16 protein-coding genes are annotated in these 22,203 nt (G+C 42.6%); 2 read left to right on the top strand and 14 right to left on the bottom strand.

What is annotated here, in order from left to right:
- Positions 1–180: 180 nt before the first annotated feature.
- Positions 181–2,175 (bottom strand): methyl-accepting chemotaxis protein, encoded by a 1,995-nt coding sequence (locus tag JJQ94_RS00155; protein ID WP_099029542.1) that lies wholly within the window; start codon positions 2,173–2,175, stop codon positions 181–183.
- Between the two features lie 233 nt (positions 2,176–2,408).
- On the opposite strand from JJQ94_RS00155, the gene JJQ94_RS00150 reads away from it, so the two are divergent.
- Positions 2,409–2,753, top strand: coding sequence for a hypothetical protein (locus JJQ94_RS00150; protein ID WP_099029541.1), 345 nt, complete (start codon positions 2,409–2,411; stop codon positions 2,751–2,753).
- A gap of 32 nt (positions 2,754–2,785) precedes the next feature.
- On the opposite strand, the gene asd is transcribed toward JJQ94_RS00150, so the two are convergent.
- The 13 genes from asd to JJQ94_RS00085 all read right to left on the bottom strand — a co-directional run bounded on the left by asd (position 2,786) and on the right by JJQ94_RS00085 (position 20,890).
- Positions 2,786–3,901, bottom strand: coding sequence for an aspartate-semialdehyde dehydrogenase (asd, locus tag JJQ94_RS00145; protein WP_045990113.1), 1,116 nt, complete (start codon positions 3,899–3,901; stop codon positions 2,786–2,788).
- 444 nt (positions 3,902–4,345) lie between these two features.
- A complete protein-coding gene (locus JJQ94_RS00140) occupies positions 4,346–7,033 on the bottom strand; it encodes a TonB-dependent receptor domain-containing protein (protein WP_099029540.1) in 2,688 nt (895 codons plus the stop codon).
- Between the two features lie 77 nt (positions 7,034–7,110).
- Positions 7,111–8,781 carry a hypothetical protein gene (locus tag JJQ94_RS00135; protein ID WP_099029539.1) on the bottom strand — a complete coding sequence of 557 codons (1,671 nt, stop codon included), beginning with the start codon at positions 8,779–8,781 and terminating at the stop codon, positions 7,111–7,113.
- Between the two features lie 190 nt (positions 8,782–8,971).
- The gene (locus JJQ94_RS00130) at positions 8,972–10,282 is read right to left on the bottom strand and encodes a tetratricopeptide repeat protein (protein WP_099029538.1); all 1,311 of its coding nucleotides are present in this window, start codon (positions 10,280–10,282) and stop codon (positions 8,972–8,974) included.
- Between the two features lie 21 nt (positions 10,283–10,303).
- Positions 10,304–10,909, bottom strand: a complete 606-nt coding sequence (locus JJQ94_RS00125; protein ID WP_010378710.1) for an energy transducer TonB — start codon at positions 10,907–10,909, stop codon at positions 10,304–10,306.
- Between the two features lie 9 nt (positions 10,910–10,918).
- Positions 10,919–11,329 (bottom strand): ExbD/TolR family protein, encoded by a 411-nt coding sequence (locus JJQ94_RS00120; RefSeq protein ID WP_010378708.1) that lies wholly within the window; start codon positions 11,327–11,329, stop codon positions 10,919–10,921.
- A gap of 22 nt (positions 11,330–11,351) precedes the next feature.
- Positions 11,352–11,879 carry a MotA/TolQ/ExbB proton channel family protein gene (locus JJQ94_RS00115; RefSeq protein WP_010378705.1) on the bottom strand — a complete coding sequence of 176 codons (528 nt, stop codon included), beginning with the start codon at positions 11,877–11,879 and terminating at the stop codon, positions 11,352–11,354.
- A gap of 2 nt (positions 11,880–11,881) precedes the next feature.
- Entirely contained in the window at positions 11,882–13,249 is a 1,368-nt protein-coding gene (locus JJQ94_RS00110; RefSeq protein WP_099029537.1) for a MotA/TolQ/ExbB proton channel family protein, read from the bottom strand.
- A gap of 14 nt (positions 13,250–13,263) precedes the next feature.
- Entirely contained in the window at positions 13,264–14,013 is a 750-nt protein-coding gene (locus JJQ94_RS00105) for a DUF3450 domain-containing protein (RefSeq protein ID WP_010378702.1), read from the bottom strand.
- A gap of 248 nt (positions 14,014–14,261) precedes the next feature.
- Complete coding sequence (locus tag JJQ94_RS00100; protein ID WP_099029536.1) at positions 14,262–16,151, bottom strand: methyl-accepting chemotaxis protein; 1,890 nt, start codon at positions 16,149–16,151, stop codon at positions 14,262–14,264.
- Between the two features lie 197 nt (positions 16,152–16,348).
- The gene (locus JJQ94_RS00095; RefSeq protein WP_099029535.1) at positions 16,349–17,116 is read right to left on the bottom strand and encodes a basic secretory protein-like protein; all 768 of its coding nucleotides are present in this window, start codon (positions 17,114–17,116) and stop codon (positions 16,349–16,351) included.
- A complete protein-coding gene (locus JJQ94_RS00090; protein WP_099029534.1) occupies positions 17,116–19,470 on the bottom strand; it encodes a GH92 family glycosyl hydrolase in 2,355 nt (784 codons plus the stop codon). The genes JJQ94_RS00095 and JJQ94_RS00090 overlap by 1 nt, the downstream gene beginning before the upstream one ends.
- A 145-nt stretch (positions 19,471–19,615) precedes the next feature.
- Positions 19,616–20,890 carry a sugar MFS transporter gene (locus JJQ94_RS00085; protein WP_099029533.1) on the bottom strand — a complete coding sequence of 425 codons (1,275 nt, stop codon included), beginning with the start codon at positions 20,888–20,890 and terminating at the stop codon, positions 19,616–19,618.
- A 131-nt stretch (positions 20,891–21,021) separates the two neighbouring features.
- Between JJQ94_RS00085 and JJQ94_RS00080 the strand changes: the two genes are divergently transcribed.
- The gene (locus JJQ94_RS00080; RefSeq protein ID WP_099029532.1) at positions 21,022–22,203 is read left to right on the top strand and encodes an AGE family epimerase/isomerase; all 1,182 of its coding nucleotides are present in this window, start codon (positions 21,022–21,024) and stop codon (positions 22,201–22,203) included.

Genomic DNA, 22,203 nt, shown 5'->3' with positions numbered 1-22,203 from the left:
GGCAGTTAACAATTTAGTATTTAAGAGACGCGCAGTTTGTGCTGCACAATCACTTGCTGGATTTAGCGAATACCAGCTCGGTGTGTCATATTGTTTATGCTATGGCTTTACTTGAAAAAGGCTTTGTAGAGGTTCTTGCACTGCGTGCGCCTAAAGACAAAAAGCCAACTACCTCTTAATCTAGCTCTTATCAATTTTAAATATATCCATTGTGCGTTGTAGCGTATCGCTATTTAGTTTCATATCTTTAAACAATTCATTTAACGCTTTCGATGTATCTAATTCATGGTTTGCGGCTTCAAGCACTGCGGCGGTGTTTTGTGATATATCGGCGGCGACTTCTGATTGTTCGCAGGCTGCGGTGGCAACTGAGGTCGTTAGCTTTTCAACATGCGAACTGTGTTCGTTTACTCTGAGCGATACTTTACGCGTTTCTTCTACTTCGTTCATTGTATTTTGTGTGAGCAGTGTGTTTTCTCTGATTGATTTAACAACGCTTTGGCTTATTTCTGACAAGCTAAGTAACAGTGTGGAAATTTGCTCTGAAGATTGTTTACTGTTGTTTGCAAGTCCACGCACTTCGTCGGCTACCACTGCAAAGCCACGACCATGCTCGCCTGCGCGGGCTGCTTCTATTGCAGCATTGAGCGCAAGCAGGTTAGTTTGCTCGGCAACACTGCGAATTGAATCCAATATAGTATTTATCTCAGAAACCTGCTTTTCCATACTCGCAGCCATCTCATCGACGATGTTCATACTCGTCGAGAGGGTTTTCATGGTGTCTAAGTTCTTTTGATTGTCTGCAAGTAATTGCTGTGATTCGATGTTAAGTTGGTCGCTGGCATCAAGTGTATCTTGCGCGAGTTTTGCGATTTCTTGGCTGGTTGCGGCCATTTCTTCTATTGCAACCGCAATGGAAGATGCCATGCCTTGGGTTTTTTGTGCATCCTCATTGACATTAGAGGCTGCTATATGCATTTTTTCGCCAAGCTTCGTACCTACCTGTACGGACTTTGCTAAGCCAACCATCAAGTCTTTAAAAGCATAGATTGTGTTGTATATAGACTCGGAAATTTGTCCAAGCTCATCACTCGTGTTTAAGCGCATATCTAAAGTTAAGTCGCCCTCTTCTGCTACGCGTTTTAATATGCTCGTTAATTGTGAAAGCTCCGAGCGTAATGAGCGGATAAGATGAAAGTTGACGAGCGCGATAAAGCTAAGAACGACGACAAAAAGCACAAACATTAAGGTACTTTCAAATGCGATATCTGATTTGTTCTTTTTGCTACCTCTAATTGTCATTTCCCATACTGAATCGAGTTTGGTCTTGAACTTACCGATTAAACTTGTCGCTGCAGAAAACCACTCAGCACTTGAAGGTAAGCGACTAAAGTCGATTTCTCCTTGGCTTTCAAGAGTATCAAGAATTTGATTGAACGCTTTTGCCTCGCTTGAAGATAAAATAGTTTGTACGTTGCTTTGGCCTGTACCTTCGAGTGCGGTTTCTAATTGATGTAATGACATCTCTAGCTGTTGGCGATAGTACTTGATATCGTCTTTGAGGGTGTTTGACATTGCTTTTTTCGCAAGCGCACCATTGACCTTGCCACGGATCTGTCCAAGGCGCTCTTTGCTTTGTGCAATAAGGAAAGCAATAGAAAGTTCAGAAGATAGGGTTCTATCTGAGACGTAGGTTTGAATTTTTGCTGCTGTGTTTAATGAAACTTGATTAAGTTTGCTGTAGTAAGCAAAGGCATTATTGCCATTTTTTCTGTCGACCTCACCTCTTACGCGGTTCTTGTTGGCTTCAACTTCAAAAATATACGGAAGCCACTTTTGTACATTTTTATCTTTTAGAAACAGTGAAGAGTGAAGACTTTTAAGCGTTGATATTGTTTGATCGGCAATTTCACGTTGCTCGTCGACTTTTCGTTTGTTATCACTACTTGGATTACCAAGGAATCCTGCCGTTAAGCCGCGTTCTACCGCGTGGTGATGCGCTACTTTCTCAATGGCGTCGAGTAAGACGACATAGTTGATATCTTGATCGGCCGCATTGTACTGTCTCCAGTTATTCAAAACGTTTTTGCCAACTAAAAATAGTAAAAATGCAAGCAGCGAGAAAGAACTTATCATCGTGAGCTGCATAATCGAAAATTTTTTCAAAATACCCATTCGTCTCTCCGTAGCGCGAGCGTAGATTATTGTTTAATCAAGGTAACTATAGCCCAACAAAATTAAGGTGAGATATTTTGTAACAAACATCGTAATTGAATTAGCGTTTCGAGGCTGTAAGGATATGATAAATGTTACTTGAAGTAATTTTTCTGAAAACAAATAGTAATGCAGTGTTGCTACCTTCTTGTTGCTGATAATGGTATTGGCGTCAAAATTAAATAGAGGAATGTATGAAAGGATTTATCAAACTAATGTTAGTGAGCCTTGCGCTTATCTCATTGAAGTCATATGCGGTTGTATTTACGTGTAAAGGCATTGTGTACGACCTATATTCAAATGGTAATAATAGCTACGAAGTTAGGTTTGAGCGTGGGTCCGGAGTCGATCTTGAGCCTGTTATTATTTATCCAGAACAGCACTACCTTTTGGCTCCGGTTTTAGATGCTATCCGTGAAGGTGAAAAATACCGCACTGTATATCGCTTAGTTATTGAAAATAGAGATAGCGGTGATACTCGATGCCACGATGGTGAGAGTGAAAATGCCTTAATCGGTCTTACAAAAGTTATCGATTAAAAAACAAAAGGCGCCAACGGCGCCTTTAGAAATTAACCTGTAATGATCCTTAACATTCTACGAAGTGGCTCTGCCGCCCCCCATAAAAGTTGATCACCAACAGTAAATGCACTGATATATTTTTCACCCATTGTGAGCTTTCTTATCCTGCCTACAGGAATACTCAGTGTGCCAGTGACATTTACAGGAGTTAGCTCTTTTGCCGTAATATCACGCTCATTTGGAATGACGCGAACCCATTCATTATGTGCCGCTAGAATTTCCTCTATTTCTTCGACGCTTCGATTTTCACGTAACTTGATGGTGAGCGCTTGTGAATGACAGCGCATCGCGCCAATTCGTACGCACAATCCGTCGATAGGAATAGGCTGCTTTGACGAGCCAAGGATTTTGTTTGCTTCTACTTGTGCTTTCCATTCTTCTTTACTTTGACCAGACGGCATTGGAACGTCAATCCATGGAATTAAGCTGCCGGCTAACGGCACACCAAATTGATCTTGTGGTAAAGATTCATCTTTGATTTTTTCTGCCACTAGCTTATCGATTTCTAAGATGGCTGAACTTGGGTCGTCAAGTTGTGCTTTAACCGAGCTGTGGATCTCACCCATTTGAGTGATGAGTTCACGCATATTTCTTGCGCCTGCACCTGACGCCGCTTGATAGGTCATCGGGCTTACCCACTCTATTAAGTCTTGCTCGAATAAACCACCAAGCGCAAGTAGCATAAGAGAAACCGTGCAATTACCACCGACAAAGGTTTTTACACCTTGTTCAAGACCTTGTTGAATGACATCTTTGTTGACAGGGTCAAGCACAATAATACTGTCTTTTTCCATTCTCAGTGCTGAGGCTGCATCTATCCAATAGCCTTCCCAGCCCTGTTCACGCAATGAAGGATATACAGATTTGGTATAATCTCCGCCTTGGCAGGAGATGATAATATCCATTTCGCTAAGCGATTGAATATCGCTTGCGTCTTGAAGCGGCTTTGGCTCACCACCGCCTTTAACAACGGGGCCGAGTTGACCTCCTTGTGAGGTAGTAAAGAAGTGTGGATCAATGACATCAAAGTCATTTTCTTGCTGCATACGCTCCATTAGCACGGAGCCAACCATTCCACGCCAGCCGACGAGTCCTACTTTTTTCATGTTATGTGCCTTAATTCTTGATTATACGGATCATTGCGTGAGTCGTATGTCTAGATGGCTACCATAGCAAAAGAAGACGCGGTGGACTAGCTAGAAATTAGGAATTTAATAAATAAAAAACCCCGCATGGCGGGGTTTGGATACAACATGTAAAGGTTGTCCTAATTAAACGCATTTGCGTCAACAAGAACTCGGTACGAAACGAGCTATGGTTTTGTTTTTAAAGCTCTTAAATAATGTTACTGGTTAAATATGACAAGTATATTAACAACCTAGTAACCTACTGAAGTATTTGGATATATTTTTATATATAGACCAACTATACACAAAGTTACAGAACTTAGTCTATGAAATAATGAATTAGTAGGAAAAAATATCTCGAAGATTGATAAAGATCAAAAAAGCCAAGGCATGCCTTGGCTTTGGTTAAAGCTTAGTTGTTCCTTAGAACTCGTAGCTGTAGCTCAGGCTAACAGAGGTGCCGACATCTTTTTGTCGCACCACTACGTCAGATTGAGTTACTTCTTGATCTTCATTTAGCAAGTTCTTGACTTTAAATTTAACTTTAGAGTTAAAGTCAGGATACCAAGTATATACTAGGTCAAGTGAGTGGAATGGTTGCTCATAAGCATCATCTCTACCGCCGATCCCTGAAGCCAAAATACGCTCACCAAAGACGTTATACACTAATGAACCACTGTGTTGACCATCAGCCGAGTCATAGTTTAATTGCATATTAACTACATACTCTGAGTGACCCGTCATACGCTTCGTTGGGTTGGTTAAGTTACCAGCACGAGCAGGATCTATCGATACTTCAGAATCACTCAGGGTGATGTTAACTGACGTAAAGAAGCCACTCGCAAGGCCCGATAAGTCGTATAACCATTCGGCTTCGATACCGTATACTTCACCTTCCTCACCGTTTACGAAGGTTGCTGTATAGTCTTCATCACCAACGCGCAAGATAGTTTCTATTGGCGCCGTGATGTCTTTATAGAATGCCGCAACTGAGAAGTTATCGCCATTATCCATATAGTATTCAAAGCGCGCGTCATAGTTTTTCAGGTCGCTACTCTTAAGGCCAGCTACACCGAAGGTGCGGATATCGGTTAATGGGTCATAGTAGGCAACCGGTACTAACTCACGTAAGTCAGGACGTACTGTGGTTTCACCATAACCAAAACGTACTTGATAGTTACCGTCTGAAAGATACGTTAGCGATAGTGCGTTAAAGAAGTTATCTTCGTTAACTGTACCAGCTAAAATGCGCTCCTCATCGTAAATCGTTTCCATCGTTACGCGGTCGAAGATTAGACTCGATGTTGCAAGTGACACTTGTTTAAAGTCTTCGTAACGAATACCACCACTAATACGCCAGGTATTGTCAAAGAAGATATCAAACTCACCATAGCCCGCATCAATCTTTTGAGCAGCGATATAATCGTCTGCCGCTGGTGCCTGAGGTTCGTTGAAGGTCAACAAGAAAGTGTTATTGTTCAAAAACTCATCGTCAAGATAACCAGATAATGCATAGATCTCAGATTCATCAAAGTTTACTGGGATGGATATGCCACTTTTGTTATTTACAACGAAGTTACTGGTATTGTAAACACGCGCTCTATCCATAAAGTCATAACCACCTTTAAGGGTAATTTCTATGCCCTCGAAGGTTAACGGTAAGGTGACATTGCCGCTGTAAGACTTTACGTTGTCTTCCATGTCTGTAAAGGCGTACGTTATACGGTTATCATCACCGGTAACGATGGAGTTTTTATAAGAACCGTCTTGGTTATAGTTATCAATAAACTTAAAGTCGATTTCTGTTGGAATATCGGTTTGCGCTTTTGACTCTGTATACTGCCAGTCAAAGCCTACCCCCCAGTAATCGAGGAACGTGTGTTGACCAATCACTTGGTCGATATCCAACGTGCGCTCTTCGTAATCAAACTGATGTGAACGCTGTGCAGCGCCCGTTCCCGCGATTGTTCTAACGGTACTGCCGTTAGGGCTTTGTAACACGGAAAACTCTGATTCGGTTTCGTTATCTTCGAGATAAATCTTAGAATAAGTAATGCTATGCTGATCTAAGCGGTAACCGATATTGAATACACCATTTAGGCGTTCAGTCTCAGTCGTTACTTTAGATTCTTTAAGTGTCACATAACAGGAATTGGCTGTATCTTCAGCGGTCTCTAGTTTTGAAGTACAGTTTTCAGCTAATGTGTCGTCAATAACGCCCGTTGTGCGGTCGCTATAATTCCAATCGTTGTCATAGGAGCCCGCAAGCATAAAGCCTACCGTGCCGCCTAACCAATCTTCTTGGAAACTATTGCCAATGTTGGCTTTTACATCAAAGTTTGGATCTAGTGACTCTTCTTTGACTTGAATATCGCGAGGAAGTGATGACACAAAACCTTTGATCACGTCAATTGCTTGATCCGCACGTGTTAGTCCGTCTTTATCTTTGAACCCGTTTTTGTCTACAACTTCGCCGATGTCAAAGTTACCACGATATCTTACAACCGCATCTTGTAGCACTTGAGGTATACCTTCCGCGGTTCCGCTGTAGGTAAAGCCTTTATCAGAATTAAAGTTTTGGCCAATACCTACCTCAATACCCGCGGTGAACTCCGATGGTACAGACTTAGTACGGATATCGATGTTACCACCACCGAATGCAGCAGGCATTGACGGAGAATAAGCTTTTTGTACCGCTAGACTTTCAATAATGCTTGCTGGAAAAATATCGAGTGGAATAACGTTTCGGGTTAAGTCCGGGCTCGGTACTGCGGCACCATTCAGGCGAGCACTTGAGTAACGCTCACCTAGGCCACGAACATAGATAAACTTGCCGTCAACTAACGTAAGACCGGTAACACGACGTAGCGCGGATGCTGCATCACTATCACCTGTTCTAGATAGCTGCTCTGCGCCTAAGATATCCGCAACGAAGGCTTGGTTTTTACGTTCTTCAATTACCGCTGCAGCACTACCTTGCAAACGAGTACCTACCGCAACAACTTCTTCGATTGCCTGTTCTTCTTCTGCAACGCTTGGTAGAGAAGTTGCGACTGTGAGTGCCGTACTGATGGCTAAAGCAACTTTTTTAAATTTCATTTGAGTATCCATATGCAATCCTGCCAAAAATCATAAAAAAGGCGCAATGACTGCGCCTTAATTGTAATAACTAAGGTCATTACGGATAATTAGTCAGCGTTTGAAGCCTCAATTGCTTTCTTAACCCACTGATACCATTCAGAAGATGTATCATTATCAGATACCGCACCAATGTAATCAACAGTCGTGAAGAAGTTATCATTTAGGCTGCTTAGGTCGTTTGCTTCAACAGTGATAGCGGTAGAGCTTGAATTTGTTGAGAAGCCGTCAGCTGCAAGTACGTCAGCTGCACCGTTTAGAATTTGGTTAGAACCTGCGTTAACAAACCAGTCTTCTTTACCTTCACCTGCAGGTAATGGGTCAGAACCATTTTTAAAGTTTGCTGCACAAGCAAGTACAGAGCTTACGTAGTTAAGCGTATCAGCTTCAGCGTTTGCTGCTGCATCTGGGTCTTTGAATTCTAGACATTCAGTGCCATTCGAAGCTGATGATTTAACTACTAATGCGTTGTAATACATACCACGGATTGCATCGTCAAACTTCATGCCTTGTGATTCGTCATCATCACGGATAGAGTTACCATCAGTCGTTATCACAGTTACGTTTGCGAAATTAAGCGTAGATGCTGGTGCTTGGCTATAATCAGGGCCAGCTGCTTTTTCACCATCGGTTTCAAAACCGTTGTTACCCATGAAGCCTTCAGTGCCAGCAGGGATTAGTACCGCGTCGCCTTTATCATCAGCATAAGTAACGTCACGCTTTGTTTGAATCGTACCGTGTTTAACAATAATAAACTGACCTTTACCCTGCCAGCCCGCATCAACGTCGATACCATCATCTTGAGTATCTGTTACTACGATATTTTTGATGTTTGCAGCACCACCGAAGAATTCGATACCATCGTCAAAACCTTGGTGAATGTGAAGGAATTCGAAGCTTGAACCAGAACCCACAGCATTAAGTGTTAGTGAGTTTAAGTCGTCCCCAGGGCCGCCATCACGAGGACCAGAACCTGCATACCAAATGTGTGCATATTTGATTTGACCGCTGCTATCTGCGTTGTTTTTACCGCCATAGTAGCTTGTTACACCTTCAGAATCTGCATTACAAAGGTCGCCATCACGTTCTGCATCAGTACATTCGTTTGTGATACCAAAACCGTTAACCATGATACCACCCCAGTCAGCAAACTGTGGACCGATACCTGCTAGGTTAAATGCGTCAAATTCTGCTGCTGAAGTGAAACGAATTGGCTCAGCAGCAGTACCAACTGCGTTGATCTTCGCACCACGCGCGATACGAACCACTGACTCACCAGAAGTGAATGCCATTACTGCACCTGGCTCTACAGTCAGTGTTGGGCCGTTCGCCTCGATTGTACAACCTGTTGACGTGTTACAATCTTTACCGATTAAAAGTGCACCTTTAAATACGTGAGCACCGCCATTCTCAAGTTTTTTGAATGTCACATCGGCTTGTACTTCTAGTGATTTAGAAGCAAAGTCAGTGCCGTATACACAGTGTGGTGCTTGGAACGTACCTTGAACTTCAGTGCTTCCTACAGCGCGAGTTGTACAAGGGTTAGTTGTGCCAGTATCGCCACCTGTATCACCGCCTGAATCGCCATTGTTTGTTGTATTATTTGAATTGTTAGTGCTGTTATCGTTTACAGTAGGTGTAACTTCGATGTCACCACCACAACCAGTAAGTGCCATAGCAGCGACGATTGCAGAGACTCTGAAGAGGTTTTTTAGTTCCATTGCTAACTCCAATAGTAGACTTTTAAAAAATTATTTTTTTACTGTGTTTAAATGATGTGACTAAATTAATGGGGTTTTATTACACGAAGATTACACAAAATTATTGTAATTAAATCTTCATAATAAAATTGGAACTTTTAAAAATAAAAAAACCGCCCGAAGGCGGCTTTGGTGTTGCGATTATAAAATATTATAATAAAGCTTGTTTTAATGTTTCAGCATGAACTTTTTCTCGCTTCACATATTTAATCCATTGTTTAGCGAGATTTGCTGATTTTTTGTGCTTTTCAGCTTGTTCGAAGGCCAATATAGAAGCATCAAAGTTTTGCAGGTTAAACTGTGCCATTCCAAGTGCAACATAGGCGTTAGACTCAAACGTTAAATCACCTTTATTGAGAGCAAGTCGGGCGTGATCTGCGGCTTCATCATACTTTTCAAGATTTAAGTAGATCTCTGCAAGTCTCTGATCTAAATTGCCATGTTCAACTTTTTCAGTTGCAGCTAGGAAGAAAGGTAGTGACTTTTTATCTTCTCTTGCTTGAACGAACGCTTCTGCGATAAAAGTTAAGTTTTTGGCGCTGTCTTCAACGACACCAGCTTTTATTCCGCTATCGAGTGCTTCCGCTGCTTTAAAAGGCAAGGCGTTCATTAAATAGACTTGAGCAAGTTGCATATAATCAGATTTTGATTTTATAAAGCCCCTTTGCTTCGCAGTTTCAAATGTTGCAAGCTGTTTTTTCTCGGCACCAATTTCACCGTACATACCGCCAAGCTGGATCCAGTATTGTGGTTTGTCATAGAGGGTAACCATTTTCTCTAAAACATCGGCTACTTTTTTCGGCTGATTTAATGAGTAATATATCGCACGCTGAAGAACTAACCAGTTTTCTTTTGGCAGTTCACCGTCGGCTTCAACTAAATCAATCGCAGTATTTATATTGTTTATCGCATCATTATATTTTTTTAGTTGATATTGTGCTTGCGCCTTTAAAATATAAAAGTTGCTTTTTGGGGCCTGGGTATTAACTTCTTTCCACTGATCAAGGAATGATAATGTACTTTCAAAATCATTGTTTGCCATGGCCAATTGAGCCAAACTAAATGTCGTAGAAAGACGCAGGGACTCAGGAATAGATTCTTCAGCAATAACTGCTTTGAAAGATTCGATTGCCTTGTCGAGCTTGTTCTCGTTGTAATAAATAAAACCATAGAAGTTATACATCATTGCCACTTCGTAGCTATTCATACTCGAAACGCGTTCTTTCACCGAATCTAATGCGGCGAGGCCCTCTGCAACTTTACCGTCGTCTGCAAGTTTTTGCGCGCGGGCCAGTTGACTATACACTTTTTCGCGTAGCGCGGGCACACGCTTGGTTTTAGTTTCTGAGTCAGCATAAGCCGTTGCCAAATTAACATTTGGTATGACCGAAATGAGACTCGGCGCTATTAAACCTGTGCTAAATAACGCACTTATTAACGTAATTTTTTTAAACATTTTCATAATCGCAATCCTTAATGGCGGTTAGCCATTAATTTGAAATGAAATCTTATTTTGAACACCCGCAACTTCAACCGGTTCACCGTTTACTACGCGAGGTTTGTATTTAAATTTCAATGCCGCATCAAGCGCTGCTTGGTCAAAGATCGATTCCGGTTCGGCGCTTACTACAACAGGGTTTCTCACTGTGCCTTGCTTAGTTACAATAAACTCAACAATCACATACCCCTCAATTCCGCGTGATAACGCACGTCTTGGATATACCGGCGCAACTTTAACGATTGGCAGATATTCACCATCACTGGACTCAAGTGCTAAACCACCCGCCAAATCTACGTCAGCGTCCACATTGGCACTGAAATCAAAGTTGCCGCCTGTTGCGTCAAGATTGTTGTTCTGTGTTTGTGGTGCATCCATTGGTGGAGGCGGCTCTTTTGGTGTTGGTGGCTTTTGTGGCTTACGCTCTTTTTTCTCCACCGTCTCTTCTTTTTTAAGACGGACGAAATCTAGTACTTGTCCTTTTACAGGATCTGTCATTGCTCCTTCCCCTCCTTGGATAAGCGCTTGCATACCCAAGAAAAGGAAAAAGGTAACTATGCCTGCAATTACTAAAGCAATTAAGTAACGCATGGTATGTTCCTATGACTCCTGTGCTGCAATTGAAACATCAAATGCGCCAGCTGCGCGTGATGCATCCATTACTTTAATTAGCGTGTCAGTAGTTGCCTTTTTATCAGCTTGAATAACCACACTACCCTGGGGATTTTCCGCTTTAAGACGCTCAATGTTTGCTTGAACTGCACGGATGTCTACTTGACGTTTGTTAATCCAAATTTCACCGGTATCTGAAATTGCAACCAGGATATTCGCTCTTTGCTTTTTCACTGCAGTGGCCGCTTCAGGGCGGTTAACATCAATACCCGCTTCTTTAACGAAAGAGGCCGTTACAATAAAGAAGATAAGCATGATAAATACAACGTCCAGCATTGGTGTCATGTTAATTTCTTCTGCTTCTTCTTCTTGGAATACTTTTGCAAGTGGTGCTCTCATAATTCTTTCCTCACACGACCGATTAATGGTCTAGTAGCATTTTATCTTCTAACAACTCAACTTCACGCTTGGCTTTACGCTGAAGGTAGGTCGATGCAAATACACCCGAAAGCGCGCCAACCATGCCTGCCATTGTTGGGATAGTTGCTTTTGATACCCCAGATGCCATAGAGCGTGCACTGCCTGATCCGGTGATCGCCATGACATCAAATACTTCAATCATGCCAGTTACCGTACCTAGGAGTCCTAGTAAAGGACACAGTGCCACCATGACATTGATGTAAGGTAAGTTGGCGTTGAGTTTGATCCCCACGCGAGAGATAGTTGCTTGTCTTATCTGCTCTGCGTTCCAACTGTTACGCTCATTTCGAGAGTTCCAAGCTTGTAGGACTTCGTTTTTGTAGCCTCTGTATTTACCGAACACAAACATGAAGCGCTCGAGAATAAGTAGCCACATGGCGAAGGTTACGAAGCCGATGACCAGGAGAACCTGGCCACCTGTATCAAGGAATTCACGTAAAGCGTTAATTGCATCAAGCAATAAAACCACGATTACGCTCCTTTCTCGCTACGCTCTGCAATGATCCCCGCGCTCTGCTCTTGAAGAATAAGGAGCAAGTTACGAGAACGCGTGTTTAGTAGTGTGTAAAGGAATACGGTTGGGATAGCGACAACCAGACCAAGTACGGTGGTTACAAGGGCCTGAGAAATACCACCAGCCATGAGTTTAGGGTCACCTGTACCAAACAAGGTGATTGCTTGGAAGGTGTTGATCATACCGGTCACTGTACCGAGTAGACCAAGTAGAGGTGCTACGACTGAAATAATTTTGATTAAAGTCAGGTTACGAGTGATCTTTGGCATCTCACGAAGGATTGCTTCGCTTAACTTAAGTTCTAGCGTATCGTAAGCCACATTTGGGTATTGCTCTTTCACTTTCATCACACGACCTAGCGGGTTGTCGTCACGCGCAACACTATCTTTAAGCTGACGGTTGATTTTAGAACCCATCAACATGAGTGATACAAAACGCTCAATTGCAATAAGTAGTGCCAGTAAACCAACACCTAGGATCACGTAACCTACCGCGCCACCTTGGTGTACTTGTTCTTCGGTATTTGGTGCTTGTACTAGTAGACCGAGAATTGAGCCGCCTGTTGGGTCAAGGGCAAAATCGACGGAACCAGTCTTCGCACTTTGTAATTCACCCGCTGTTGAGGTGAAACGAGACGCTGGCTGACGAGTCAGTTCAGAAAGCGTTTGTGTATCGTTGTTGTAAGTCAAGTATTTACCATCAGCGATTAAGTTAAACGCACCAACGCGAAGCACTTCTTTGTTTTGCTTGGCACCACCGGCTACGATAACTTCGGTATTAAAGCGCGATACTTTACCTTGTTCTGTCATTTCACGTTGCATCTCAAACCAGACTTTTTCAATGTCTTCGATTGATGCAAGACGCGATGTTGAGCCCATCTTTTTCGCAAGCTCAGTCATGTAATCATCACGACCTTTAATTTCAGCTGATACAACTGAAGTTGCGAACTTATTCGAACTATCGCCAGCTACTTGTTGAAGCACACCGAATAGCTCTTTTAATGTACCCATACGCTTGCTAAGAGTGTCACTTAGGTTGGCCAGTTTAATTTCGTTTTCTTCGAAATTGGTTTCTAGACGTTCAGATTTAGCCAGTGCTTGGTTACGTTCACCCGTTAACGCATTCAACATTTGGATTTGGTTGTTTTGCTGCGCTTTGAACTCGGCTTCACGTTGTTTGTTTTGCGCTGTTTGTGCCGTTTGACCTTGCTCTAAGGTTTTAAGTAGCGAATCTAAATCTAATGCTTGTTCAGCATGCGCAGATGCGGTTAACGCAAGTGTTGTTGCGAAAATAGCCTGTTTAGTGAATTTTTGTACGAATTTCATAGTGGTCTCACCTATTACTCTGCAGCCTGAACTGGAAGCGTTAACATGTCAGGTGCTAACTGCTTACGTGCGATGCGAATGCCTTTATTGATTTGGCTGATGTTGGTATCTGGTAATGCGTCAAAAGCGTTACTGTCTTTGTTCCAAAAACCAGCTTGGCTGCCATCTTTTGTGACATAAAGCAGCTCAAGACGACCAATTCGTAGGAAATCTACTTCACGTTCTTGTCCATTCACGTCAAGTAAAGAGGTGTAAGCTTCGATAGTGCGACCGTAGTCAACTTCAACTTGGTAAGCTTCAAGTACGCGGCGGAACTTTTCGCTTGATGAAATATCAGCACGGTCCATCAAGTTAGTTAACTGTGTAATACGCTCAGCACGCTCTTTGGGAAGGAAAGGCACATCTAATTCAACGAACTGCTTCAGACCTGTGATCATGCGCATCATGAGAGGTGTGATTTGACGCTCGATCACCGAAACCTGATCCATAGAGGTGTTAATTGCCGCCATTTCTTCAAGTTGGTTTTTGATTTGTTTTTCTAATTGAGCGTTGTAAACAGATAGGCCATCGATTTCTTTGTTCAACGTCTTGAACTTTTGCAAACGAGACTGCATATCGTCTGCAATACCATCAATTTTCCCTTGAGACTTTAATGCAGATTCATTGATAGCTGCACTTTTGTCCATCGCTTGATTTAATTCTGTTGCTCCGGCAGAGGCCGTTGCTAGCATACCTGCTATAAGCAAGTGGTTAACGCACTTCATCGCATACACCTTATAAATTATTGCTAGTTGCTAAAAAACTGGGTGCAGTCTAATTACGAAAAATGACAACCATGTTGCGAGACTAATGCAGAAATATGACAGCTGTCATTGAAATTACATTAATCAATTAACTTATTAATTTTAATGGAATTATGCTGGTTAATAAGATGTTGCAGGTGTTTTGTGTCATAAAAGGATCACAAAAAGCCGCTTTTGTTAAGCGGCTTTTAAGCATTATTGGAATGGCGTTAGACTCTAAACTTGAGCACCATTTGTTCTAATTCGTCGAACTGTAGTTTCAATGACTTACATTCTTCAAGGGTTGCGGTTAGGTTATTGCTGCCTTGCAGGCTGAGGTCACTAATATGATGAATGTCGCTATCTAATGTTTGGATAACGGTGTTTTGCTGGTGTGTGGCGCTGGCAACTGCATGGTTAACGCCGTCTATGGCATCAATCGAATTGCTCACTTCTTGCATTTTAGTACCTGAAGCATTAGCTCTATCGGCGCTTCTTGCTGAGTCTTCTAAACTTGCTTTCATTACAGCCACAGCTGAAGCCGAACCTTGTTGTAGTTGTGCAATAGTGCTTTCGATTTCTTGCGTTGACTCTTGCGTGCGCTGTGCCAATTGCCTTACTTCATCGGCAACGACAGCGAATCCACGTCCAGCCTCACCTGCCCTGGCTGCTTCAATGGCTGCATTTAACGCCAGTAAGTTGGTTTGTTCGCTAACTCCTTTAATCACTTCAAGCACTTGCCCGATGCTGCCTGAGAGTTTATCTAACCCATCCAGCGTGTCTTGCGCTTGAGACATTTTTTGTGTTAGTGAAGCGATTTCTTCGATATTTTGAGTGAGTGAATGTTGGCTTTCAACAGAAAGCTTGTTGGCGTTACTGGCAAGTTCTGAAGCATGGGTTGCATTGTTTGAGATCTCTTGTGCACTTGAAGAAAGCTCGTTGATGGCCGTCGCGACGCTATCGGTGCGCTTTGACTGATCTGTATACATAGATAAGGTATCTTGGGTTTGTGCAACCAAACTATTCACCACGTTTTCAAGTGTCACTGTGGTATTTTTTACCTGCGTAATTGAGGCATGAATTTTATCGATAAACTGGTTGAAATAATCGGATAACTCGCCAAATTCATCTTGGTTTTCTACGACTAATCTGCGAGTAAGGTCACCTTCACCTTGGGCTATGTCTTTGATGGCCGCGTTGAGATTGTACATCGGGCGCATCAGATACTTGAGCAATAGTTGTAGCATCACCACAATCGCAATCACGCCAAGTAGCATATAGATAGCAGCCATATTTCTAAAAGAAGATACGGACGAATAGGCAATTTCTTTATTAATGACAACGCCAAGATACCAGTCGACATTTTTAATGCCTTTCATTTTTACAAATGAAACGAGCTTTTCTGTGCCATCAATTTCAAGCTCCGTGAAATCCCGATTTAATGACAGGCGTTTACCAAACAGCGCTGACATCGGCTTGTCATTCAGTTTAGTATCTGGGTGACTGAGTATTTTACCGCTTTCATCAAGTAAAAAACCGTAACCAAACCCTAAAAAGTCAATTTCATTGATAATTTCTGTGATGGTTGACATGTCAATGTCCCCCCCAGCCACACCTGCAAAACGGCCTCCTTGTTTTACCGGTACAACGGCAGAAATAGTGAATTCGTTGGTGGTAACGTCGATATAAGGTGCGGTAAATGCGGTATCTTGTTTTTGCTCCGCGAGCTTGTACCAAGGGCGGCTAGTTGCATCAAAATCAGCAGGAAGTTGAATACTTGGATCGTCTAACACAAATGTACCATCTGGCGTGCCAATAAAAACGTTTTTGAAATCCCCCGCCGTGTCTGCTGTTTTTAACCGTCTTCTTATTTGTTCAGTGGAGTCATCAGCTCTATGCCCATCAGCAATGGAGACCACGATTTCAAGTCTGTCATTGAGCCAGTTGGCGATATTTTGTGAAACCGAGCTGGAAATCTCTTGTAAAACCAAGGTAAGCCGAGCTTGAGTTTGGTCTCGCATAACGAGAAAGTTGTTTACGGTAAATAAGCCGAGCACAATCACTAACACAAGGGAGGCTGCTACGGTTACTTTGGTGGTGAACTTTAGCGCTTTAAACATCATGATCCTGTTGAACTTGTTCTTTTCTTCAGCCAAACAATAAACTCGTTGGCCGATTGTTATTAATAGATTTAGGAACTGGATTCCCTTGTAACTATTTTTATCAAAAACTCAAAGGTTTGTCTTTGATTATCGGCAGGAAATGAGAGAGGTTTAGAGTGAATGTTAAATAAAGGTGAGACTACGCTCACCTTGCGTTAAAGTAACGACGCTTGATAACGTTGCCAAGCAGTATCTAATTTAACACCTGCTGACTGCTCGAAGTATTGCCAGTCCCACGTTATGTCGTCATGTGGGTCCAACTGAGCATTGATCTCCTGAAGTAGGTCTCGGTTACTTTGCTTCGATAACCAATCGATAAAGAATGCAGTATTTTTATAGCCATCTCTATAGTTGCCACCAGGCTTTTGGGTGTCATCAGGAATATACCCAGCTTTTAGTCTAACAACATCCGCTATTCCCTCAATGATTGGCCCTATTTCCTTGTAATTATGATCATCTAGTTGATAAGCATGGGCAATTTCATGATAGAGAATACCGATAAGTTCGTCGACGGATTCTGTTTCGCTGTGCGATGTAGAAAAGTTTTCCATGTAGTTTGCGCTAATATGGATGGTTGCGCCGTTAAAGTCGCCCTCTTTATATGCAACCCCTTTTAGGTCTTCAAAGACAATATGGAGTGTTGGTAGTTTAGGTGCGCTTTCCATATCCTTATACAGCAATCTAGCCACGTTATAACTTATCTGCTCTATTACTTTGTTATCAATTTCTTGCCATGCGAAATGGTTAATTTTAGTTGTTTTGCTGAGCGAGACGGCAGGCAGGGGAAATTGACGCCATGCTAAGTCTGATTGAAACGCGATCGGTTTTAATCGTGCTGCGGCATTATCGGCGTCATTTACAAGTGCGAACGGCGCACTTGCAAATGTGGTAATAGCCGCAAGAAATATTCCTGCTTTAACCATTACTTATACTCCGACAATGAAGGCGGTCTTTGCGTTTTGGATTGACCCCATGCTTTATTAGGCTTGCTGGACATTTGATACTCCAATGTACCACCATTCATAATGTCGTTATGTGTGATGTAGCTGCGATCAAGCGGTTTTCCATTCAATTTAACGGATTTGATGTATTTGTTTTTATCACTGAAACCTTTAGCAAGGGTTTTAAACGCTTTACCGTTTGCAAGTTTCAACGTAACTTCTGGCACCTGAGGCGCACCAATCGCGTAGCTTAGGTCGCCTGGCGCAACAGGATAAAAGCCCATCGCTGAGAATATATACCAAGCAGACATCTGACCTACATCGTCATTACCTGCAAGGCCATCCGGTTTGTCTGAGCTCAAGGTATCCATGATCTGACGAATACGCTCTTGGGTTCTCCACGGTTTACCCGCATAGTTATATAAATAGGCTATATGATGGCTAGGTTCATTACCATGGGCATAGTTACCAATCAGGCCTGCAATATCTTCGTGCTCTTTGATCATCTCTTCAGAAAGGTGTGTATCAAACAGTGCATCAAGACGCGCTTCAAATTCATCGTCACCACCCATTAATTCAATCAAGCCAGCAACATCGTGCGGTACATAGAAGCTATATTGCTTAGCGTTACCTTCCGTGTAAGGGCCCATGTATTTTGCTTCAAATGGGTCAAATTCGGGATCCCAGTTTCCTTTTGAATCTAACCCTTGCATGTAACCGGTTTCTTTATTGAACACATTTTTATAGCTCATCGCGCGGCGATAATAGTCTTTCGCTTTGCTGGTATTACCCATCGCTTCATACATTTTTGCAATGGCAAAATCATCGTAAGCATATTCAAGTGTGATAGAAATAGACTCAGGAAGTACGTCCATTGGTACATAGCCAAACTTCTTGTATTCTGGGATGGCGTCATACACTGGGTTGTTAGCCGTGTTTTCAATTGCTTCTACTGCTAAATCAATATCGTAATCTCTGATCCCCTTTAAATATGCATCAGCAATGACTGAAACCGCATGATAACCAATCATGGTCCATGTCTCGTGGGCATGGAACGACCAAATAGGTAACATTTTTTCATAGCTTTGCTGATAATGTACCAGCATAGATTGGATCATGCCGGATACGCGGTCTGGGTCGATATAAGTGAGTAATGGATGTAATGCACGATAGGTATCCCACAACGAGAATAAGGTATAGTGCTCAAAACCTTTGCCGTCATGAATTTCACCATCAACGCCTCGATACTGACCGTTGACATCTTGGTAGATATTTGGTGCTTGTAGCGCGTGATAAAGCGCAGTGTAGAACTGACGTTTTTGCGCTTTTGTGCCTTCCACGTCGACTTTATCTAGGTAATTCGCCCATTGTGACTTGGCATTTGCTCTAACGTTATCAAAATCCCAATTTGGTACTTCAGTCTTTAGATTCTCTAATGCATTCTTGCGGCTAACTGCGGAAAGTCCAACCTTAACCAACAGCGGCGCTTCATCTAGATTATCAAAACTTGCGACAAACTTTACGGCTTTACCTGCTGTCATTTTCACTGCGGTATTCTCAATCGTAGAGTGTTTGCTGTCTTTTCCTAAGCAATTCATACAACGATAACGATTGTTGTCTAGATTATAAAACTGATAGTCATCAATGGGTTTTGAGAATTCGATGGCAAAATACATTTGGCGGTTACGCGCCCAGCCATTAGTAGCGCGGTAAGCAACGAGCGTGGTGTCGTTTATTTTGCGGATGTCGCTCCAAATCACTTTGTTCTCAAAGTTATAGATTGCTGAGGTCAAATCAAGTAATACATGGCCTTGTTTTGCTTTGTTGAAGCTGTATTTATGCATACCCACTCGCGTGGTTGCTGTGACTTCGGCTTTAACTCCATAGTCGAGTAAGTCAACACCGTAATAGCCAGGTTCAGACCATTCCTGGTCATGAGTAAAGCGCGAGCGATAACCTATGTCTGGATTTTCAGCGGTACCAGCATCAAGCTTTACCTCGCCTGTCATTGGCATGATCAGTAAATCGCCAAGATCTGAGTGGCCAGTGCCAGAGAAATGCGTGTGGGAGAAACCAACAATAGTATGGTCGTCATAGTGATAACCAGCGCAGCGCTTGTAGATTTCTGGTTGAGGGGAAACACCGCGCATGGGGTTATCTGTATCTGGGCTTAATTGCACCATACCAAATGGCACGACTGCGCCTGGGAAGGTGTGGCCATCACCGCCAGTACCAATGAAGGTATCGACCCACTGTGTATTTGATTCAGTGGCGTGAACTGTTGCGCTTAACAACGCACTTTGTGTGACTGCCAACGCCCAAGTTTTAGCTCGCATTACTCTCTCCTAGTTTTTGTTTTGAATTGGAGCGTTCCAATTTTATTTTATAATACCCTTTATGAATACGTATTCAATACTCTGCGACGAAAAAATTATGCAATAAAAAAGGCGAGCTATGCTCGCCTTGTAAACTTTCGTTAACTTAATTCAATTTTGCTTGCCACTTTTGCGACAGCTGAACAACGTTCAAGCCGTACCATGCGATGTAGACATAACAAAGCAATGGCACGATAAAGCTGATCTGAATATGGAATTTATCTGCAACAACGCCTTGAATGAGTGGCACAATAGCACCACCGACAATCGCCAAGCACAGCCAGCCAGAGCCTTTACTGGTTAATGAACTCAAACCTTCAATCGCCATTGAGAAGATAGTCGGGAACATGATTGAGTTAAACAAGCCAATCGCGAGCACGGCAATCATCGCAATGTTGCCACTGGTGCTCATGGTCAATGCCAACAGCAGTATAATAACGACGGCGTTGAAAGCGACCGCTTTTGAAGGCGCAATGGTTTTAAGGGCTGCAGAGCCGATAAAGCGCCCTACCATAGCACCACCCCAGTAGTAACCGATAAGTTTTGCCGCTGCATGCTCTTCAAGCCCTGCGATTTCAGGTTCTGCAAAGTAATTTACAAGGAAACTCCCAATCGCAACTTCTGCACCGACATAGCAGAAAATAGCTACTACGCCCATCACTAGGTGTGGCGCGTCAATTAGGTTATGGTGTTTCGCTTTACAATCGACAGCTTCAGTATGCTCAGCGATGACGGGCAACTTTAAAAACGCGAATACAACGGCGATAGTCAATAGCGCAGCTGCCAAAATTAGATAAGGTACCTTTACGCCTTCTGCGCTTGCTGCAGCTTCAACGGTTAACGTACCTGCAGAGCCAAACAATAAAAAGCCACCCACGATAGGACCAATAGTGGTACCCAGTGAATTAAGCGCTTGCGCTAGGTTTAAACGACTTGATGCAGTGCGAGGATGACCGAGTGCTGCAACATAAGGATTCGCTGATACCTGCAAAACAGTGATGCCAGATGCAAGCACAAAAAGGGCTGAGAGAAAGATCCAATATTCGTGAACAACAACGGCAGGATAAAACATAATGCAACCAATTGATGCCACTATTAAGCCCGTTAATACACCATTTTTATAGCCAAAGCGTTTGACCAAGTATCCTGCAGGTAAAGAAACTATAAAATAGGCACTAAAAAAGCAAAACTGGATTAGCATTGCTTCTGTGTAGTTAAGGTCAAAAACGCCTTTTAGTCTTGGGATGAGTACATCGTTTAAAACGGTGATAAATCCCCAAAGGAAAAAAAGCGTTGTCATTGCAATAAGCGGAAGTCGATAATTATTATTCTCGGTATTCCCGCTTGTGACGAAGGTTTGATTTGTATTTATTTCGCTCACAAGTGATACTCCAGTCTGTTTTCACCTTGATTCTACACACTGTTACATGAAAATCACAAATGTTTTATTGGATCGTTCCATGTTTTATCTGCTAAAGTAACGGAAATGTTCAGCAGTAGGTTAAAAGTTAGATGAATTTTAGAACAACGCAATTTTTAGAAGCACACATTAAAAAGACGCTCAGCTTTTACGCACCAAATTGCGTGGATGAACGTGGTGGCTTTAATCACTTCTTCAAGGATAATGGCGAGATTTATGATGCGAATACGCGTCACTTAGTATCAAGTACCCGCTTTGTCTTTAACTATGCTATGGCCTATGACTATTTTAAAGAGCCAACTGACTTAGACAAGGTTAAGCATGGTATCGATTATTTAGAAACCGTCCATAGGCAGGCAAATGGCGGCTATGCGTGGTTGCTTGAAGGCGGAAATATCGTAGATGGTACTAACCATTGTTATGGCCTCGCCTTTGTTTTGTTGGCTCATGCTAGTGCATTGAAGGTTGGCTTATCAGACAGCAAGTCTGCAATCGAGCGAGTATGGCAGCTGCTAGAAGATAAATACTTCGAGCCAGAGTTTGGGCTCTATAAAGACGAATTCGATGCAGACTTTAATCAGGCAGATAAGTACCGAGGTCAAAATGCCAATATGCATACCTGCGAAGCGCTAATAGCTTGCTTTGAAGCAACGCAGGATGAAAAATTTTTACAGCGTGCATATTTACTTGCCGACAATATGGTAAATCGTCAAGCCGCTAAGGCAGAAGGGCTGATTTGGGAGCACTATGATAGTCAATGGCAAGTCGACCTTGAGTATAACAAAGACGATCCCAAACACTTATTCAGACCGTGGGGATTTCAGCCTGGTCATCAAACTGAGTGGTCAAAATTATTATTGTTGATTAACCGCTACATGCCAAAGTCATGGCTTGTGGAAAAAGCCGTGCTCTTGTTTGATGAGTCATTAAAAGTAGCTTGGGATAGTGAATTCGGGGGGATTTGCTACGGTTTTGCGCCGGATAAGTCTATTTGCGACGATGACAAGTACTTTTGGGTTCAGGCTGAGTCATTCGCTGCGGCGGCGCTACTAGCACTTGAAACTGGTGATGAAAAGTATTGGCAGTGGTACGACAGAATTTGGCAATATGCTTGGGATAACTTCGTCGACCATGAATACGGTGCTTGGTATCGTATTTTGAATAACAAGAACGAAAAGTACAGTGATGAAAAAAGCCCTGCGGGCAAGACCGATTACCACACCATGGGCGCGTGTTACGAAGTCCTGCGTTCAATGAAGTTAAAAGGCGAATAA

The sequence above is a fragment of the Pseudoalteromonas sp. GCY genome (assembly GCF_016695175.1).
Lineage (GTDB): Bacteria > Pseudomonadota > Gammaproteobacteria > Enterobacterales > Alteromonadaceae > Pseudoalteromonas.
The sequence above is the reverse complement of the archived record's forward strand: the minus strand, read 5'-3'. Positions and strand labels throughout refer to the sequence as shown.

Coding starts and splice junctions, on each gene's coding strand:
- JJQ94_RS00155 (WP_099029542.1), bottom strand. CDS start 2,175: ATGGGTATTTTGAAAAAATTTTCGATTATGCAGCTCACGATGATAAGT.
- JJQ94_RS00140 (WP_099029540.1), bottom strand. CDS start 7,033: ATGGATACTCAAATGAAATTTAAAAAAGTTGCTTTAGCCATCAGTACG.
- JJQ94_RS00100 (WP_099029536.1), bottom strand. CDS start 16,151: ATGTTTAAAGCGCTAAAGTTCACCACCAAAGTAACCGTAGCAGCCTCC.
- JJQ94_RS00125 (WP_010378710.1), bottom strand. CDS start 10,909: ATGCGTTACTTAATTGCTTTAGTAATTGCAGGCATAGTTACCTTTTTC.
- JJQ94_RS00080 (WP_099029532.1), top strand. CDS start 21,022: ATGAATTTTAGAACAACGCAATTTTTAGAAGCACACATTAAAAAGACG.
- JJQ94_RS00090 (WP_099029534.1), bottom strand. CDS start 19,470: ATGCGAGCTAAAACTTGGGCGTTGGCAGTCACACAAAGTGCGTTGTTA.
- JJQ94_RS00150 (WP_099029541.1), top strand. CDS start 2,409: ATGAAAGGATTTATCAAACTAATGTTAGTGAGCCTTGCGCTTATCTCA.
- JJQ94_RS00120 (WP_010378708.1), bottom strand. CDS start 11,329: ATGAGAGCACCACTTGCAAAAGTATTCCAAGAAGAAGAAGCAGAAGAA.
- JJQ94_RS00105 (WP_010378702.1), bottom strand. CDS start 14,013: ATGAAGTGCGTTAACCACTTGCTTATAGCAGGTATGCTAGCAACGGCC.
- JJQ94_RS00135 (WP_099029539.1), bottom strand. CDS start 8,781: ATGGAACTAAAAAACCTCTTCAGAGTCTCTGCAATCGTCGCTGCTATG.
- JJQ94_RS00110 (WP_099029537.1), bottom strand. CDS start 13,249: ATGAAATTCGTACAAAAATTCACTAAACAGGCTATTTTCGCAACAACA.
- JJQ94_RS00130 (WP_099029538.1), bottom strand. CDS start 10,282: ATGAAAATGTTTAAAAAAATTACGTTAATAAGTGCGTTATTTAGCACA.
- JJQ94_RS00095 (WP_099029535.1), bottom strand. CDS start 17,116: ATGGTTAAAGCAGGAATATTTCTTGCGGCTATTACCACATTTGCAAGT.
- asd (WP_045990113.1), bottom strand. CDS start 3,901: ATGAAAAAAGTAGGACTCGTCGGCTGGCGTGGAATGGTTGGCTCCGTG.